We start from the raw sequence: 16,090 nt of genomic DNA, 5'->3' as shown, positions 1-16,090 counted from the left end.
CTTTAATCGGTGAGGGCATTAATCATAAGATGGATTAATGCTTTTTTTGTTGCAGAGAATTTAATAGGTATTTTCGCCTTTTGCAAATAACGGAAAATTGATTATTATTGTTGACTTTATTTAAAGAGTGGAATAGAATGAGTAAATACTCTAATTAAAGTACTTTTATAAAAGTAATAAATTTAAAGTATCTTAATTGTACACATATCTTTTAGAAAGGATGCAAAAATATGAAATTTACTCAGTTTTTAAAAACAAGAGGTGCGATTGCTGCAATATTTATGGGGATTTTCTATGCTGTTGCAATGCTGGGCATCTTTTTACCTGGATATGCGGCAATTCCCGGAAATGTTGATAAATTACCGATTGCTATTGTCAATGATGATGTAGGTGGATATGGGGCAAAGATTGCTGACCAACTAGAAAAGAATTTACCGTTTAAGAATATTGAGACGGATGTAGCGAATAAACAGGCAATAAAAGACTTAGAAAAAAATGAGTTAGCACTAGTTGTACACATTCCAGAAACATTTTCAAAGGATATGCAAAAAGGAGAAACATCATCAAGTATTGACTTTACAATTAACGAAGCAGGGGCAACAACGATTTCCAGTACGATGAAATCAGTCGTCACGGAAATTAATAACCAGTTAAGTACTCAGTTCTCACAACAAACAGCTCAAGGGGTATTAATGAATTTTAATGTACCAAAAGAGCAAGCAAGCGAATTAGCAAAAAAGATAGAAACAGCTTATGTCGGTAATGTAGTTTCAATTAATGAAGTGCCAAATGGTATGAATAATAATATGCTACCAATGTTTTTAACAATGGCTGGATATACAGGTGCAATGATTGGAGCAATGCAGCTAGTAGGAGCATTTAAAGAGAACCGTAGAAAGGCAAGTAAAACACGCTTATTCATTTATGTACAATTGACAGCATTACTCATTGCAGTTGTTGCATCACTTGCCGCTACGGGAATAGCCTATATAATTAATGATCCAAGTGCTAGCAAGTTCTTAAGTATAGTAGGACAACAAATATTAAATTATATGGTATGCTTCAACTTCACCGCCATTTTAATTTTCTTAGTTGGTGAAGGTGGTATGATTTTAAATTTACCAATTTTATTGATTCAAACACTTGCAAATGGTGCAACGATGTCACGTGAAATGATGTATAAACCTTATGAATGGATGAGCCACATCTCACCAATGTATTATTCAGTACAGGCTTACTTCGCTAAACTATATGGAAGCATTAGTCCGAGTCATTTTATTTGGCCATTGATTGCCGTTGGTGGAGTTGCCATTCTAATTAATATTGCGATAGTTGCGTTTATCCATAAACCAGTACCAGTAGAGAAGTCGGTATCAGAGGATAAATTGGAAAGTGTAAAGAATGAAACTGAAGTTACTGCTTAGATTTGCTACAATAAGAATGTAATTCTTCTTAAAGGAGATAAGAGAATGTCCATTCAAATTTTTATATTGAGTAAACTAATGGAGGATAATAATTATCCTTATAAATTAAAAAAACAGATCTCAGAGCCTATACCATTGGATAGATTAGCTGGATTAACAGAAAGTAAGCTGTACTACCATTTTGATTCCTTAGCAAAAAAAGGATTAATTGAATCGGTCGAAATCATCAAAGAAGAGAATCGCCCTGATAAACAAGTATTTGCGATTACGGCTAAAGGTCAAGAAGAACTACCGAAAATGATATACAAGTTGTTTGAAAATGCGGATTCAATTAGTGATATGGTGGTAGGTTTAGCTAACATCAAGTATGTGGAACGTCAGAAGGTAGTAGAAATATTAGAAAAAAAATTAACAAATATAAAGCAACGTTGGGAAGAAGTTAGTGGGTACGAAGAGAAAGTAGAGGTAGACAAAGCTCAAGAAAAGTTTTCAGAATTTATGTTGGGCTATGTTTCGACTAAAGCAGAGCATACGATTTATTGGCTTGAGGAGTTAATTAAACGGGTTAAACAAGGGGAAATATAATGAAATGATACCTTGTATCATAAGTTGATTTTTACTTCTTAAATTGTTTGATACTTTACTATTGATTAAGAGAAATGAATTGTTTGTAGCAAGGGCTTTACTTCATTACGAAGTAGAGCCTTTTTTGTTTTTTCACTAATAGCCTATTTTGTAGAGGAGGACTTCTGATCCAAACTGTTAAGTGTGAAAGGATCATTGAAATGATAGGTGTTATTTATTCTTTAAATGAATGGTAGTTTATTCTAATTGTGAAATTTATGTATAGCAAGGCTATTTTTTTGAGAGAGAGCATATATTAATTTTATGCTTGCTAGATAGGAAGATTGAAATCGATTAATTTGAAGGACAGCAAAGTTTTAGTGGTGCTTATCAAGTATAATGTGGATAACAGTGATAAAGGGGAGATAGAAATGAGTAATTTAAGAGTGATTGATGAATACAAAAGCGATCTTCAAAACTATTCATTGGAACAATTAAGATATAAATCGGCTGAAGATGTTTGGTCTTTGGGTCAGATGTATGATCATATAATACTTGTTGCACATGAATACCTTGACAATGTGGAAACTTGTACTAGAGAAAAAGAAGAGCAGAAACTTGGGAAAACGGAATTTGGTGAGCAATTATATAAAATGGGTGGGTTCCCAAAAATTAAAATCAAGTTACCTGACGAATTAAATACTCCACCAAGCAATTCTGATAGTCAAGAAAGTCTTATGTGGCGACTAGATCAGGTAAAGCAGAGATTAAAACGATGGGAACCACAAGTAGATAGTATCAATTCAAATTTTAAAGTTAAACATGGGGGTTTTGGTTGGCTAAACGCAAGGGAGTGGTATGATCTTGTATTCATGCATTTCCATCATCACTTGCGTCAAAAACGTGAGTTAGAACAAAAACTCTAGGAATATACTGATTGTTGTTAGAAATTATTTTAAACCAAAGGTATTGCAAGTTAATTGAATAAAAGATTGTAAAGCAAGAGACATATATTTATCTTTATGCCAAACCATTTGTGTATAAACAGGTGTCGTAACCTGATGACAAACTAATTCTTTTAATATCCCTTTCTCAATCTCTGCTTTTACTACCATCTCCGGTAATACTGCAATACCTAAGTCTAAAATAATACATTGTTTAATTGCTTCCACACTTACAAATTCAAATTTATTCGATGCACAGATTCCAGATTGTCGAAACAAATTTTCTAGTATCACCCTATATGAACACCCTGATTCAGTTAATAAAAGAGTCTCATGTTCAAGATCTTCTAAATGAATTTCAGCTTTATCAGCTAAATGGTGTTGGGGAGAAGCAACAATTGTTAATTTTTCTTCAACAAGACTTTGTGCTTTTAAGTTTGAATCTTGATGTTGAATAGGCTCCATTGTAAATGCAATATCCAGAGTACCATCAAGTAATTGCGCCTTCGTTTGCTCTTGTAAGTAAATCGGTTTAAAGATAATTTTTACCTTTGGAAATTGCTCCTTAAATTCCTTCAATATTGGAGGCAGTCTATATGTACATTGGCTCTCAGAAGCTCCAATGATAAGTGTACCTGCCGGTTCCTCAACTCCGCTAATAGCGTTTTTCGCCTCATTCGTCAGTTGAATCATTTTATCTGCATATATTTTAAACTCTTTACCTTGTTCTGTAAGGACTAAGCGCTTCCCTAAGCGCTCAAATAAAGGAGTTTCAAGTTCATTTTCAAGCGCTTTTATTTGAGCAGTAACGCTTGATTGAGCAAAGTTTAAGATTTTAGCTGTATAGGTAAAATTTAAATTTTCCGCAGCCGTTTTAAATGTGATAAGCTGTTTAATTTCTATTTTTCTCACTCCTATATAATCGATAATTACGATTGATCTGATCGTAATGTTCAGCTGTATTGATTTGTAAGTTAATTATAAAATAGAAAAAATCAAACAACAACATATAAAACTACCTAGAAAGGAAAAGGGGTGTAGTAATGAGTAGCAATAAAGTGGATAAAAATGAACAAAAAAATCTAGACCAAAAGAACAAAGACAAAAAGGATTTTAAGCACTATTGGAATGAAATTATTCGTGCTCTTATCATAATTAAATAACTCAGATTAACTAATTATCTTCCAATCTATTTTTGTTTCGATAGCATACTTATTTTCATAGTTATATTCTATTTATTAATACAGATTACATAACGATTTAAGAATGGTGAAAAAAACTTAATCATACTTTGTGAAAAATGGTTCTTATTTATTGGGATATATTAGAGTATGTTTTGTTAAATTAATTTTATTGAATAATGAGATGAATCTGTTAGACAAGCAAAAAACCCCTTCAAAATAAGTTGAAGGGATTTTTTTATACGGTCGTATTTTAGAAGAATTGGTGAGATATAGGAGAACAATAAAAGGATAATTGTGGAATTATGTCGAATCTCTTAATTGATTAATGAAATGGAGGGGGAAATATGAGAAAGCCAAGTATTCTTGTTCTTGGTACTGCCCATTTAAGTAATCCCGAAAATAATGGAGATTTAGTTAAAATAAATTCGGGAGATATTTTCAGCGAAAAAAGGCAGATAGAAATAAAAGGAGTGGTAGACTCTTTAAGGAAGTTCGAGCCAACAAAGGTTGCGCTAGAAATCCTATCAGAAGATAGTGATCATATAAACGAAACTTATAAAAACTTTCTATTGGGGAAGTACGAATTAACGAGGAATGAATGTCATCAAATCGGTTTTCGATTGGCTAAGGAAATGAATCACAAGGAAGTATTTTGTGTTGATTGGAATGGTTCTGTTCCTGAAGTACCTGACTTAGATATATGGACTAAGGAACATAAATCGGAAAAATACGATCAAGCTGTAAGAAGAATGCAAGACTTAGCAACAAAGATGGAGGAATTTTTAAAAAGTCATACAATAAGAGATTACTTACTATATCTTAATCATGATGATTTTATTAGAGAAAACCAAAGGTTTTATATGAATCTTACTCTAGTAGGAGATAAAAGTAATCCATTAGGTGCGATGTGGACAGCTAAATATTGGTATTATAGAAATTTACTCATATATAAAAACATAGTTGAACTAATTGAGTCTGATGTTGAAAGAATTTTTGTTTTATACGGAGCAGGACATCTTCATTTACTTAATCAATTTTTAAATGAAAGTGGACTTTTTAAAGTGGAAAAAGCGGAAGATTATATATAAATATATCATTTTTTAGTAGTTATATGATTAATTGTCTATGACTTTTTTGGCATAACATGAACGAAAAGGAGCGTCAATTATGCAAAATGTTCCAACACATATTGCAATTATGATGGATGGGAATGGTAGATGGGGAGAAAAAAGAGGTTTGACAAGAAGTCAGGGGCATTTTGCTGGCTCTAAAACAATGGAAAATATTATTGATGCCTCATTAGAATTAGGGGTAAAAATCTTAACCTTATATGCATTTTCTTCTGAAAATTGGACAAGACCAGAAGAAGAAGTAAAGTATCTAATGGACTTACCAGTAATGTATTTAAATGAAAAATTGCCTAAGTTTATACAGAAGGATATAAGAATCTGCGTTTTAGGTGATATAAATGGCTTACCCATACATACTAGAGAAGCAGTAAAAACAGCTGTTGACCAAACATCAAATAATAGTAAATTAATTGTTAATTTCGCTTTAAATTATGGCGGAAGAAGTGAAATTTTATCTGCTATCAAGTCCTTAATAAATGATATAAACAATTCTAAAATAGCGGATAGTGACATTACTGGAGACTTAATAGAAAATTACTTATATACAAAAGGGCAGCCAGAGCCAGATATAGTGATTCGTACTGGAGGAGAAAAGAGAATGAGTAATTTTTTATTATGGCAATCATCCAAATCTGAATGGTGGTTTACAGATACACTCTTTCCTGATTTTGATAATAAATTGCTCCTTCAAGCAATTAATGAAGTCAATCAAAGAAAGGAAATCAATATTAGTTAATTTAATTATTAGGATGATTAATCATTTAGTATTTCGCTAGTGCTAAGGAAAAACATGAAAAAGCTAATTAATAGATTTAAAATGAGGTGTATCATGGGCTTTTATTATATATTATTACTCCTTATAGGTGTTGTATTTCTGATAGTTGGAGCGCTTAACAAAAATGTTTCTCGTTCAATAAAAATAGTTATCTTCTTCTTTGTTTTTGGCACTCTATTTATTGTTACTTCGCTAATATTATTAATGCCGGGAAGCTCTGAAATAATATCAGATTTAATTAAGAGTTAGAACTAGGTTTTTATTGAATAGAAGTAAAGATTTATGAGGAATGAATACATTTTCAAAATATATCGGAGGGATCCTATTTGAGAACTTTCATTTATATGGTGAGACACGGGGATTCGCCAAAAGAAGGAAATGAAAGAACAAGGGGCTTAACTGAAAAAGGAAAATTAGACGCTCAAAAAATAGCAGAAGTTTTAAAAGATGAAGGGATTAACACAGTGATCTCCAGTCCATACTCTCGATCAATTTTAACGGTTGAGCCGTTAGCTAAACACATAGGACAAGAAGTTTTAATAATTGAAGATTTAAAGGAAAGAATTTTTACAGCTGAAAACGAGCGAATCTCTGATAGAGAACTCTTTCCTTTATTGGAAAAATCGTATGTGGATCCGAATTTCTCTTTAGAGGGAGGAGAAGCGAATGCCGAGTGTCAAAAAAGAGCTGTAAAAGTTTTAAAAGAAATATTAAATACTTATATAGGAAAAAAAGTAGTAATTGGCACTCACGGATTAGTTATGACATTAATGATGGGAGACTATGATTTAAGCTATGATTTGACCTTTTTACATAATACATCTAAACCTGATATTTACAGGATGGAGTTTAATGGACAGGAATTAGTTAAGGTTAATAGACTATGGGAAAGTCATCGTTTAAAGTAAATCATTATCCATTTAGATTTTATGCTATAACTCACTCTCGTCCTCAAGAATGTTTTCTTGGAGGTGAGATTTTTTTTATTAGCTATTAAATGAAAAATTCTAAGAGGTGAATCAAGTGATTCCAATATTATTGGATGTTCCGTTACAATTAGAAACTGAAAGACTAATTCTCCGTGCACCCTATCAAACTGGAGACGGGCACATTGTAAACGAAGCAATTAGAGATTCCTTTCATGAATTGAGAGCTTGGTTACCATTTGCACAAGAGCTTCCTAGTGTTGAGGAAACTGAGATTAACTTGAGAAATGCTCATATAAATTTCCTTAAAAGAGAAAGCTTTCGGTTTCTTATCTTTCATAAAGAAAGTAATGACTTTATTGGAACAACGAGCCTTCAGAGTATTGAATGGAAGATTCCTAAATGTGAAATAGGATATTGGATTAATACCAGGTTTAGTGGAAATGGATACATGACAGAAGCAGTGAAGGAATTAACTAACCTTGGTTTAAATTACATCAAATTTAAAAGAATTGAAATAAGATGTGAATCTACCAATTTTAAAAGTCGTTCTATCCCAGAAAAACTTGGTTTTGTGTTAGAAGGTACTTTAAGGAATGATGATTTGTCCGCAGATGGTAGTAAGCTGACCGACACTTGTTTTTATTCGATAATAAAATAAAGTCATTAACGATTATACCTATATGAATAGATGTAAATCACCTTAGTGGCTTCCATCTATTTCAAGGGTATAAGAAAACCCTTAAAGGTTAGATAATTACCATCCTTGTTAACTACATAATTTAATTTCCAAAAATCAGAGTAAGTTTCACTTTTAGTTGAAACAATTTTATGATATCTTCCTTGATTTACATAAACCAAAGGGAGAACTTCTTTATAAACAAAAACAACTAAATCCGTGTTATCATTCCCTAGATCGCTATCATGTCTTTCAATAATATAATCTTGATTAAGATGATGATCTTTTATTTCATAAAATGTAGAACCAGCTAATAATCTGGGGAAAATAAGAAATAGGGATAAAACAAAGATCCCATATAAAGTTAATGTATATGCCTGTTTCTTAAAGTATATTGTCGATAGTACTCCTGCAGAAATTAAAAAAATATAATCTAGATATAATGTCCCTATTGTAAAATCTGTTTGTAGGAAAGTTGAATATACAACTAGTTTTCTTGTGAAAAGTCCTCCTAACCAAATAATACGAACAATACAATAAACGATCGTTAAACCAACTGTCAAAATGTAAAGGCGTTTTTTTAATTTGGCTGATTTTGTACTGATAATTTTTCACCCCATGTTTATTTTTAATCTATTTTACCTAATAAATAATATAATTACTTCTTTTTTTATAACAGATTCTTCTCTTAAAAAAGGCCGTTGTATCAACCTTGTGCTAAAATGGTTGATTAATTGAAAATGAGAGTGTTTTGTTAAAGCTGAATAGGATTTTTTTCTTTATAACCTTCGATAGGAATTATCATTAGAACAAAGACAAAATAATGGAGGTATCAATTATATAGTGTTTAAGTATACAAAGTATTTGAGGAAATAGGCATCATAGTAGATAACTATTTTTCTAAAGGTACTGTAAGTTGGAAATCAGCCATTTTGGCAGTTTTTTTTTATTGAAGTAACTGAATCATTTAGTTGAAGAAGGATTTTATTATATTATCAGAAGTTAGTGATGGTGATTGCTGAAGATAATTACAGACACAAAGAGATATGAATAAGATTACATAATAAGCGAAGAGCATCTGAGCATAATCAGTCAATTCTCCTATTTTATAAATGTTTATGTTTAAAAGAATGAAAGTTTGGAAATTATAGAAATAAAGATGTTAATAGGAGGATATGATTATGTCGAGAGAAAACCAATTAGAGTTGTCTGATTTTATTAAAAAAGATCAATTTGAACTAAGCTCTTACTTAACATATTTATTTCATCAGTTTTATGATGCTTATCCAAGCGATATGCAGATAAATAATAAATAATATGGTTAAACTTAAATATAGGTATGAACGTGGAAAAAGTAAGCGACGATATTATTCAAATCGGAATAATATCGTCGCTTATTGTGTTTGATCTTAATCTTATTAAAAAAAGATGTTATACATAACAAAAAAATATTTCCTTTGTATAGGACAAGTTTAGAGTTGGGAAGGATGAAAAGTAAGGAGGCGATATATAAATGAATACTTTTGAAGTGTTATCTCTGATGATCAGCTTTGGAATGTTTGTAATCGCCGTTTTGGGTTTTAAAAATAATGATAAAAATTCTTAAACACGTTAAAGAAGCTGAGGTCGCTGCGGCGATCTTTTTTTGTTCCACTAACGGAGTAGTTAGTGGAATAGCATTTTGTGAGTATATGATAAAATTTTTAGAAAAAATATTTTATATACGTTGACGTGTATATGCGTGAAGGTGTATATTAATAATATGAATACAACTACGATGCAATTAACATTACAAACAATCGCAGAGCCTAATCGTTTTAATATTGTGGAGCTTTTAAAAAAAGGTCCTCAATCTGTAAGTGAAATTGTTAGGGCTCTAAATATTGGTCAGCCTCAGGTATCTCGTCATTTACGTATCTTGAGCGAGAATGGATTGGTACGTTCTCATACTAAGGGACAGATGCGAATATATAGCCTTGAAGCTCAGCCATTTCAGGATTTAGATGCCTGGTTCGATTCCTTTAGCGTTTTATGGGAAGAACGCCTAGATAACTTTGAGGACTATATGCTTGACATTATGCGAAAGGAGGATAAATAGCTTCATATGCATTTGCTGAACGGAAGGAAAAAAGTGGGTTAACTCGCTAACAAGGGTGAAATTAAAATGAGTAAAAAAACAAAAATCTTCAAAGACCAGGTTCGTAGAGAGCTAACAATTGAGCGCATAGTAGCTATCCCAATCAAATATGCATGGGAGGGATGGACGAAACCAGAACATATTTCCCGTTGGTGGGGCCAAAAATATTGGACCTCGACTGTTTACGAGATGGATGTGAGACCTGGTGGTGTTTGGCGCTATCAATTATGTCCTGATTATGGTGATGGAGAAGAAGTATACTGCAGAGCTGTCTATCAGGAAGTTATTGAACAATTAAAACTTGTCTACATAGACTCATTTACAGATAAGAATTGGAACATTGTAGAAAACAGTGAAATGTACACTATCGTAACCTTTGAAGAGGTGATAGATGGCTCCAAACTTAGGATTATTACTCGATTTAATAGCATCACAGAGCTAAATAATGCCGAAGAAATGGGAATGATTCAAGGCTTTATAGATGCCTTTAATCGTCTGGAAGAATATTTAATCACAATTAGTGGAGGGAAATGATGAACAGATTAATTTCAAAAGATGGCTCAATTATTTCTTATGAAAAAATAGGTACTGGACCAGCATTAATTCTAGTATCATCTGCTGCAGCTGACCACAAAGATGCTGAACAACTAGCAGTACAGCTTGCAAACCATTTTACTGTTTATAATTATGATCGTCGCGGGAGAGGCCAAAGCACCGATTCTTCAAAGTATGCAGTTGAACGTGAAGTGGAAGATATTGATGCCCTTATAAATGAAGCTGGTGGCAACAGCTTTTTGTTTGGAAGTTCTTCTGGTGCGGTGTTAGCTCTTGAAGCTGCAAATAAACTAGGAGACAAGGTTACGAAGCTATTTATGTATGAGCCTCCTTTTATAATTGATCATAGTCGTCCACGTGTTCCAGCAAATTATGTTCAGCATTTGAACAATTTGATTGGGGAAGGGAAACGGAATGAAGCTGTTGAATACTACATGAGAGAAGCACTTGGTATTCCTTCTGAATATTTAGAGTATATGAAAGCTGATCCTTCATGGAATTCAATGGAAGGGATGGCGCATACTCTTGCTTATGATGGAATGGTTATGGGTGAAACCCAATCTGGTAAGCCATTACCGGTTGATCGATGGAAAGTGAATATTCCAACAGCCATTATGGTTGGAGAAAATAGTGAACATTATTTTCATGATGCTGCTAAGTCACTTGTTGAATTATTACCTTTAGCTAAATACCAAACACTTTCAGGGCAAGATCATTCGGCAGTTGTGATGGCTCCAAACGTATTAGCCAATGAGATGGTGAATTTCTATTTGAATCTTCATCAAAATCCGAATGGCTTATCTATTTAATTTTATACTTGTAATGGTAACCTTAAGATTAGGCACATTTCTTAAAATGAAATGTGCCTATTCTCTTTTTAAAGGGGCATTCCTTTGATAAGGAGTTTTGAAGTAATAGTAAGCTAGTTGAATAATCTTCTTTAGTTTTTATTCAACAATCTGGCGGTATTTATTAAAAGGAAGGAATTTATATGAACAATCTTGAAGTTGTAATTGATACCGAAAAAAGGTCATCGTTGTTGAATAAGGTACAAATATAAAGTCAACCAGTCCATGTCTATTATGTCATTTACTTAAAGAATATAAAGAATAAACAGGCACTAATTTTGAATAAGAATACAAAGGGTGGAACTTAGGTAGTTTTTAAAACGAATAGGCTACATTTTTTATAAGAAGGGAGAATGTCTTTTGAGTTTAAAACATGAAAAAACTAAGGGGGTAGAAATAGCTGATAAAACTTATTTGAATAAAGGATGGGGCTATGTTGCAGCTTTTGCACTGTTGCCGTATGCTATTTTAAAATCGCTTTGGGCATGGGGATCAACGGTAGGACTTTCAACAAAACAAGCGGTACAAGATGTAGCAGGGTTTGGTGAAACTCTCTCGGATTAGGTAAGCATTAATAATTACCTAAAAGTAGAAAAGCTAAATACTGCTCCAGGTTGGGGAAAACCAAAGTTCATTGGATGGGTAACACTTGAACGTATTATTGTTGGGTTTTGAAGGAAAATTTGTAATTTTAAAATTATTGTAAAAAATGTATTTATACAAACGGGTACGTTAATCGAATATGACTGAACCCCAATTGTTAGACAACATCTAACAATTGGAGGTGTCTTTATTGAGCAGTGCAATCATCCATTTAACCAATCAATCTTTACGATCCAAAGTGTGAGTTCTTCCTTTTTTGGTTGTCTATATGTTTACTCCCCCAATTGCACATCTCTTTTAAAATGGGATAGAGAGTTTTTCCATATGGTGTTAGTGTATATTCGACTCTAGGGGGGATTTCTGGAAATACAACACGTTCGATCAGTCCGTCACTTTCCATTTCGCGTAGCTGTTTTGTGAGCATACCTTGAGTAATACCGGTCAATATTCTTCGAAACTCTCCGAACCTCTTTGTTCCTGATTCTGCCAATATAAAAAGAATCAATGGTTTCCACTTTCCTCCGATTAACTCTAATGTAGCTTCAATTGGATAATGATAGTTCTCTTTAGTCAATCTCTACTCTCCTCTCCATATAAAAGAACAACATCTTATGTTAATGAGCTAACTTTAAAGAATAGTCTTGTTTAACCTCTTTTACATAGGCAAACGCATTGTCAGAGATGTCCTCATCAGAAATATTATTGATATTATTAAGTGAGAAAGTAGGCAGTAAAATCCCCTGGCAACGCATGATTATTCCTTGGATGGGTCTTAAATACTCACTAAGTGTAAAGGCGTTGTATCCTCCAGCTTGGTACCCTTCCTTCGCACCACCTGTTGTCGTCGCCATCATAAACTCTTTTCCTTTAAGCCGAAGATCTTTAATCCCGAATTCTGGTGAAATCACTTCTTCAAACCATTTTTTCAATAAAGCCGGACAGCTATACCAATAAAATGGAAATTGAAAAATAATGCGTTCGTGGTTTAATAATAACTGCTGTTCTTTTTTAACGTCAATTTTCCAGTCCGGATATTGCTTGTATAGATGATGAAGGTAAATATCCGGATGTTTCTTAATTTCCTTTACCCAATACTTATTCCCTCTAGATGCTTCAATGTTGGGGTGCGCAACGATAACCATAATTTTTTTCATGTATAATATCCTTTCTTATGTAGAGTTTTCATTTCTAAGTACAGTATTACAACGTTTCTTACATAAGAAAAGTACTTAATTTTTTCATACTAAGTACGTTTAATCGTACTAATGGATGTTTTTAGGATTTTTAAGTCAAAAAAAGTTTTATTAAGCTCTACAATCAAAGCTGGTATTATTATATGAAAAAGTATTCCAAGCAAAAAAATAGACACAGAGTATGTCCCGAAAAGGTATCCATAAATAAGACAATTCTGTAACAGACAACATTTTTACTATTATGAAATCTGAGTTTCTCTATTTAAGAGAATTGGAGGTAACTCCATAATAATTCGGCTGTCATTTTTGACGGCTTTTTTATTATACGACTAAAGGGGCTAGTTGAAGAGTAGACTTTAATTTTAAACAGTAATAGGGTAAATTCTAAATAAGAAAATCAAAAAGAGGGGTTTTTATGGAAAACAATCACTCTAAGCAAATAGAAAAATTGATTAAAGCGTTAGCTAAATCTTGGTCTTTAGAATCAAGTTCAAAATGGAGTAAAGATAACCCTGCAAATGGACAATGTGGTGTAACTGCATTAGTAGTAAATGATATATTAGGTGGGGAAATAAGGAAAACTAGACTTTCTAGTGGATGGCATTTTTATAATTTTATTAATGGACACCTATACGACTTTACAGCAACTCAATTTGAAGAAGACATAGTGTATATGGATATTCCTTCAAATAGAGACGAAGCATATTTGGATACCAATGATAAACAATATAACTATTTAAAACAAAGCGTTCTAATCAATCTAAAACTTTAACTAAAAGCGTTGCATCCAATATAAATTTAATACTCTATTATGTTGAACTTATGTTTATCATTCGGCCCAGTTGTGAGAATAACTCCAACAGAAGCCTTACCCTTATTTTGTAGAGATTCCCTAATAGATTCCTTTACACAGCCATGTCGAGCAACTTCAGAGACACTAAATAATCTTCTCCATTAAGATGTGGTATATTATTTTGTAATTACATTCAAGGGGGGCAACCAATGAACAAAACAGACCGATTGTTAGCCGTCGTGCTGGAGTTGCAACGTAAAGAAGTTGTACGTGCCGAGGATTTGGCAACCCTGTTTGAAACGAGCGTGCGAACCATCTACCGCGATATTCAGGCGCTGAGTGAAGCTGGCGTCCCAATCATAGGAGCTCCTGGTACAGGATATTCCTTAATGGAAGGCTATTTCCTGCCTCCTATCAGTTTTACGGTACCTGAAGCCGTGAGCCTACTGATTGGAACAGACTTTATCGAACAACAATTTGATGATGATTATCGTACCAGAGCTCAAGACGCTCGTAGCAAAATCGAGGCCATTCTTCCGTCGAGCGTTCGCAATGAAACTTCTCATGTACTCAAGGCCATGCGTTTGCTCATTTCTGATAAACAGGTTACGCCTTCAAAAGAAAAGAAATATCTAGAAAAGATCCGTCGAGCGATATTAGACGAGCGAAAGATAAACTTTCATTATGCAAAAAGACTTGCAGATTCCGAAGGGAATTACCATAGTATTCGTACCGTTGCTCCCTATGGATTGGTGCTTATTCAAGGATCGTGGATGCTCGTAGCTCGATGTGATCTTCGTCAAGACATTCGCCACTTCCGCTTGTCCCGAATGACGGAACTTATCAATCTGGAAGAACGATTCGAACTGCCGGCGCATTTTAACTTAAGGGAGTATACCCCTCCGGATGATAGGAACTTGCGAGTTCGCCTTCGATTTAACCATGACATCGTGGATAAAGTGAGGGAGTCGAACTATCATTATATAGAGTATATGGAAGAGCATCAAGATGGATTGCATATGGTCTTACGCGTTCGTCACCTAGACGAATTGCTACAATGGGTGCTTGGCTGGGGAGCGGGAGTGATTGTATTGGAGCCTGAATCATTCCGATATCGGATTCGTGAGGAAGCAAAAAAAATGTTAAAACACTACTGACATACTGTTGTCAGTAGTGTTTTTTTTATAATCGGAGTAAGTAAACATAAAGGAGTGGGATGCGAAGTATGTTTTGCAAAGGATAATTCATATCACTATAGACCAATTGCACAATAGCCAGACATGGAAAATGGTCGTTAAACCAAAAATGGAATAATTATAGATTCAATCGAGCCCTTACAGAGAGCCAACGAAAGTTGGTTAACCCGCAAATTAGGCTACTGAAAATGGAAAAAACAGGCCTCGTAACCCTTTGCAATTTATGATAGCATCGCTGGTTCTGGCCAAAAATGAAATGATACGATATTTTATCAGTTATTATAGGAAGGATGATATCTCGTGAATTTTGCTTCTGTACGCATTATTACTGACGATTTGGATCGTCTTGTCAAGTTCTATGAAAAAGTCTTGGGGGTTTCGGCAGAACGCCCCGCGCCTGTCTTTGCGGAACTTGTTTTGACATCGTGCACCCTGGCAATCGGCCATTCGCAGACGGTGCCACTGTTTGGTACTGGTTCCGCAATAGCAGCCAGCAATAAAACTGTCATCATCGAATTCCGTGTCCATAATGTCGATGCTGAATACGCACGTTTAAAACCGTTTATTGACGAGTGGGTAAAGGAACCGACCACGATGCCGTGGGGAAACCGTTCTATGTTGTTCCGTGATCCTGACGGCAACCTCGTTAACCTCTTCGAGCCAGTGACCGAGGAAGCAATCAAACGGTTCAGCAATAGAATTATATCATCCTATTTTTAACAGGACAGTTTACTATAGCAACGGCAATCATTATTTTAATTTGGGGGATCATTGCTGGAATAGGAGCGAATATTAATCAATATTTAGTTACTTCCGCGGCTCCGGAAGCGCCTGATTTTTCTAACGGGATGTTTTTATCAGCTTGTAATATTGGAACTACCATTGGTACATCTATTGGGGGATTATTTATCTCAGGAATGGGGACACGATATGTTGTCTTAGTGGGAATAATATCTGTCATTTTGAGTATCGTGTTTATTTTGTTAAGAAACAACAAGTATCGTTCTGAACCTCAATTTGATAGCTAAGAGAAAAATAAAAGGATATCTATCATTATTACTGAAGAGGATATGGAGTTCTTGAAAAATCTAGAACGCATCAAATATTACGGCGAGGTAAGTATATTGCCTGTATTTAGT

19 protein-coding genes and 2 pseudogenes are annotated in these 16,090 nt (G+C 33.8%); 17 read left to right on the top strand and 4 right to left on the bottom strand.

Translation table 11 applies throughout. The annotated features are described in order from the left end of the window. Positions 1-230: 230 nt before the first annotated feature. From NST63_RS21800 to NST63_RS21790, 3 genes are all read left to right on the top strand, one after another. A complete protein-coding gene (locus NST63_RS21800) occupies positions 231-1,424 on the top strand; it encodes a YhgE/Pip domain-containing protein (RefSeq protein WP_341043740.1) in 1,194 nt (397 codons plus the stop codon). A 45-nt stretch (positions 1,425-1,469) separates the two neighbouring features. Continuing rightward, positions 1,470-2,009 (top strand): PadR family transcriptional regulator, encoded by a 540-nt coding sequence (locus tag NST63_RS21795; RefSeq protein ID WP_341043739.1) that lies wholly within the window; start codon positions 1,470-1,472, stop codon positions 2,007-2,009. 410 nt (positions 2,010-2,419) lie between these two features. Beyond that, a complete protein-coding gene (locus NST63_RS21790) occupies positions 2,420-2,914 on the top strand; it encodes a DinB family protein (protein WP_341043738.1) in 495 nt (164 codons plus the stop codon). 24 nt (positions 2,915-2,938) lie between these two features. Here NST63_RS21790 and NST63_RS21785 read toward each other — a convergent pair whose 3' ends face one another. Further along, positions 2,939-3,835, bottom strand: a complete 897-nt coding sequence (locus tag NST63_RS21785; RefSeq protein ID WP_341044234.1) for a LysR family transcriptional regulator — start codon at positions 3,833-3,835, stop codon at positions 2,939-2,941. A 625-nt stretch (positions 3,836-4,460) separates the two neighbouring features. Between NST63_RS21785 and NST63_RS21780 the strand changes: the two genes are divergently transcribed. The 4 genes from NST63_RS21780 (at position 4,461) to NST63_RS21765 (ending at position 7,608) form a co-directional block, all read left to right on the top strand. Beyond that, a complete protein-coding gene (locus tag NST63_RS21780) occupies positions 4,461-5,204 on the top strand; it encodes a DUF5694 domain-containing protein (RefSeq protein WP_341043736.1) in 744 nt (247 codons plus the stop codon). Between the two features lie 79 nt (positions 5,205-5,283). Next, positions 5,284-5,982: a polyprenyl diphosphate synthase gene (uppS, locus tag NST63_RS21775; protein WP_212944064.1), complete on the top strand. Its 699-nt coding sequence runs from the start codon at positions 5,284-5,286 to the stop codon at positions 5,980-5,982. Between the two features lie 365 nt (positions 5,983-6,347). Beyond that, a complete protein-coding gene (locus NST63_RS21770; RefSeq protein WP_212944066.1) occupies positions 6,348-6,929 on the top strand; it encodes a histidine phosphatase family protein in 582 nt (193 codons plus the stop codon). Between the two features lie 115 nt (positions 6,930-7,044). Further along, on the top strand, positions 7,045-7,608 hold the full coding sequence (locus NST63_RS21765; RefSeq protein ID WP_212944068.1) for a GNAT family N-acetyltransferase: 564 nt from the start codon (positions 7,045-7,047) through the stop codon (positions 7,606-7,608). A gap of 56 nt (positions 7,609-7,664) precedes the next feature. Here NST63_RS21765 and NST63_RS21760 read toward each other — a convergent pair whose 3' ends face one another. Then, on the bottom strand, positions 7,665-8,189 hold the full coding sequence (locus tag NST63_RS21760; RefSeq protein WP_341043735.1) for a hypothetical protein: 525 nt from the start codon (positions 8,187-8,189) through the stop codon (positions 7,665-7,667). Between the two features lie 618 nt (positions 8,190-8,807). On the opposite strand from NST63_RS21760, the gene NST63_RS21755 reads away from it, so the two are divergent. The 6 genes and pseudogenes from NST63_RS21755 to NST63_RS21730 all read left to right on the top strand — a co-directional run. Continuing rightward, entirely contained in the window at positions 8,808-8,942 is a 135-nt protein-coding gene (locus NST63_RS21755) for a hypothetical protein (RefSeq protein ID WP_341043733.1), read from the top strand. Between the two features lie 197 nt (positions 8,943-9,139). Next, positions 9,140-9,232 carry a putative holin-like toxin gene (locus NST63_RS21750; protein WP_236036520.1) on the top strand — a complete coding sequence of 31 codons (93 nt, stop codon included), beginning with the start codon at positions 9,140-9,142 and terminating at the stop codon, positions 9,230-9,232. Positions 9,233-9,388: 156 nt separating this feature from the next. Continuing rightward, positions 9,389-9,724 carry an ArsR/SmtB family transcription factor gene (locus NST63_RS21745; protein ID WP_212944452.1) on the top strand — a complete coding sequence of 112 codons (336 nt, stop codon included), beginning with the start codon at positions 9,389-9,391 and terminating at the stop codon, positions 9,722-9,724. Between the two features lie 66 nt (positions 9,725-9,790). Continuing rightward, positions 9,791-10,297, top strand: coding sequence for an SRPBCC domain-containing protein (locus tag NST63_RS21740; RefSeq protein ID WP_341043731.1), 507 nt, complete (start codon positions 9,791-9,793; stop codon positions 10,295-10,297). Then, complete coding sequence (locus NST63_RS21735) at positions 10,297-11,127, top strand: alpha/beta fold hydrolase (protein ID WP_341043730.1); 831 nt, start codon at positions 10,297-10,299, stop codon at positions 11,125-11,127. The genes NST63_RS21740 and NST63_RS21735 overlap by 1 nt, the downstream gene beginning before the upstream one ends. 399 nt (positions 11,128-11,526) lie before the next feature. After that, positions 11,527-11,727: pseudogene (locus NST63_RS21730) on the top strand (hypothetical protein); the annotation flags it as partial. Between the two features lie 268 nt (positions 11,728-11,995). Here NST63_RS21730 and NST63_RS21725 read toward each other — a convergent pair. Beyond that, positions 11,996-12,343, bottom strand: coding sequence for a winged helix-turn-helix transcriptional regulator (locus tag NST63_RS21725; protein ID WP_212944087.1), 348 nt, complete (start codon positions 12,341-12,343; stop codon positions 11,996-11,998). A gap of 40 nt (positions 12,344-12,383) precedes the next feature. Then, positions 12,384-12,923, bottom strand: coding sequence for an NAD(P)H-dependent oxidoreductase (locus tag NST63_RS21720; protein WP_212944088.1), 540 nt, complete (start codon positions 12,921-12,923; stop codon positions 12,384-12,386). Positions 12,924-13,377: 454 nt separating this feature from the next. Between NST63_RS21720 and NST63_RS21715 the strand changes: the two genes are divergently transcribed. From NST63_RS21715 to NST63_RS21700, 4 genes and pseudogenes are all read left to right on the top strand, one after another. Beyond that, on the top strand, positions 13,378-13,734 hold the full coding sequence (locus tag NST63_RS21715) for a YunG family protein (RefSeq protein WP_212944089.1): 357 nt from the start codon (positions 13,378-13,380) through the stop codon (positions 13,732-13,734). 230 nt (positions 13,735-13,964) lie between these two features. After that, on the top strand, positions 13,965-14,912 hold the full coding sequence (locus NST63_RS21710; RefSeq protein ID WP_341043728.1) for a helix-turn-helix transcriptional regulator: 948 nt from the start codon (positions 13,965-13,967) through the stop codon (positions 14,910-14,912). Positions 14,913-15,251: 339 nt separating this feature from the next. After that, a complete protein-coding gene (locus NST63_RS21705; protein WP_341043727.1) occupies positions 15,252-15,671 on the top strand; it encodes a VOC family protein in 420 nt (139 codons plus the stop codon). After that, positions 15,653-15,979: pseudogene (locus tag NST63_RS21700) on the top strand (MFS transporter); the annotation flags it as partial. The gene NST63_RS21705 and the pseudogene NST63_RS21700, both read left to right, overlap by 19 nt. Between the last annotated feature and the right edge of the window lie 111 nt (positions 15,980-16,090).

This window comes from Heyndrickxia sp. FSL W8-0496 (genome assembly GCF_038007825.1).
Lineage (GTDB): Bacteria > Bacillota > Bacilli > Bacillales > Bacillaceae_C > Heyndrickxia > Heyndrickxia oleronia.
Note: the sequence above shows the minus strand (reverse complement) of the source record. Positions and strands in the feature narration are given on the sequence as shown.

Bases quoted from the DNA above. Each gene is read 5' to 3' on its own strand.
- NST63_RS21800 (WP_341043740.1), top strand. From the start codon at position 231: ATGAAATTTACTCAGTTTTTAAAAACAAGAGGTGCGATTGCTGCAATA.
- NST63_RS21795 (WP_341043739.1), top strand. From the start codon at position 1,470: ATGTCCATTCAAATTTTTATATTGAGTAAACTAATGGAGGATAATAAT.
- NST63_RS21790 (WP_341043738.1), top strand. From the start codon at position 2,420: ATGAGTAATTTAAGAGTGATTGATGAATACAAAAGCGATCTTCAAAAC.
- NST63_RS21780 (WP_341043736.1), top strand. From the start codon at position 4,461: ATGAGAAAGCCAAGTATTCTTGTTCTTGGTACTGCCCATTTAAGTAAT.
- uppS (WP_212944064.1), top strand. From the start codon at position 5,284: ATGCAAAATGTTCCAACACATATTGCAATTATGATGGATGGGAATGGT.
- NST63_RS21755 (WP_341043733.1), top strand. From the start codon at position 8,808: ATGTCGAGAGAAAACCAATTAGAGTTGTCTGATTTTATTAAAAAAGAT.
- NST63_RS21750 (WP_236036520.1), top strand. From the start codon at position 9,140: ATGAATACTTTTGAAGTGTTATCTCTGATGATCAGCTTTGGAATGTTT.
- NST63_RS21745 (WP_212944452.1), top strand. From the start codon at position 9,389: ATGAATACAACTACGATGCAATTAACATTACAAACAATCGCAGAGCCT.
- NST63_RS21740 (WP_341043731.1), top strand. From the start codon at position 9,791: ATGAGTAAAAAAACAAAAATCTTCAAAGACCAGGTTCGTAGAGAGCTA.
- NST63_RS21735 (WP_341043730.1), top strand. From the start codon at position 10,297: ATGAACAGATTAATTTCAAAAGATGGCTCAATTATTTCTTATGAAAAA.
- NST63_RS21720 (WP_212944088.1), bottom strand. From the start codon at position 12,923: ATGAAAAAAATTATGGTTATCGTTGCGCACCCCAACATTGAAGCATCT.
- NST63_RS21715 (WP_212944089.1), top strand. From the start codon at position 13,378: ATGGAAAACAATCACTCTAAGCAAATAGAAAAATTGATTAAAGCGTTA.
- NST63_RS21710 (WP_341043728.1), top strand. From the start codon at position 13,965: ATGAACAAAACAGACCGATTGTTAGCCGTCGTGCTGGAGTTGCAACGT.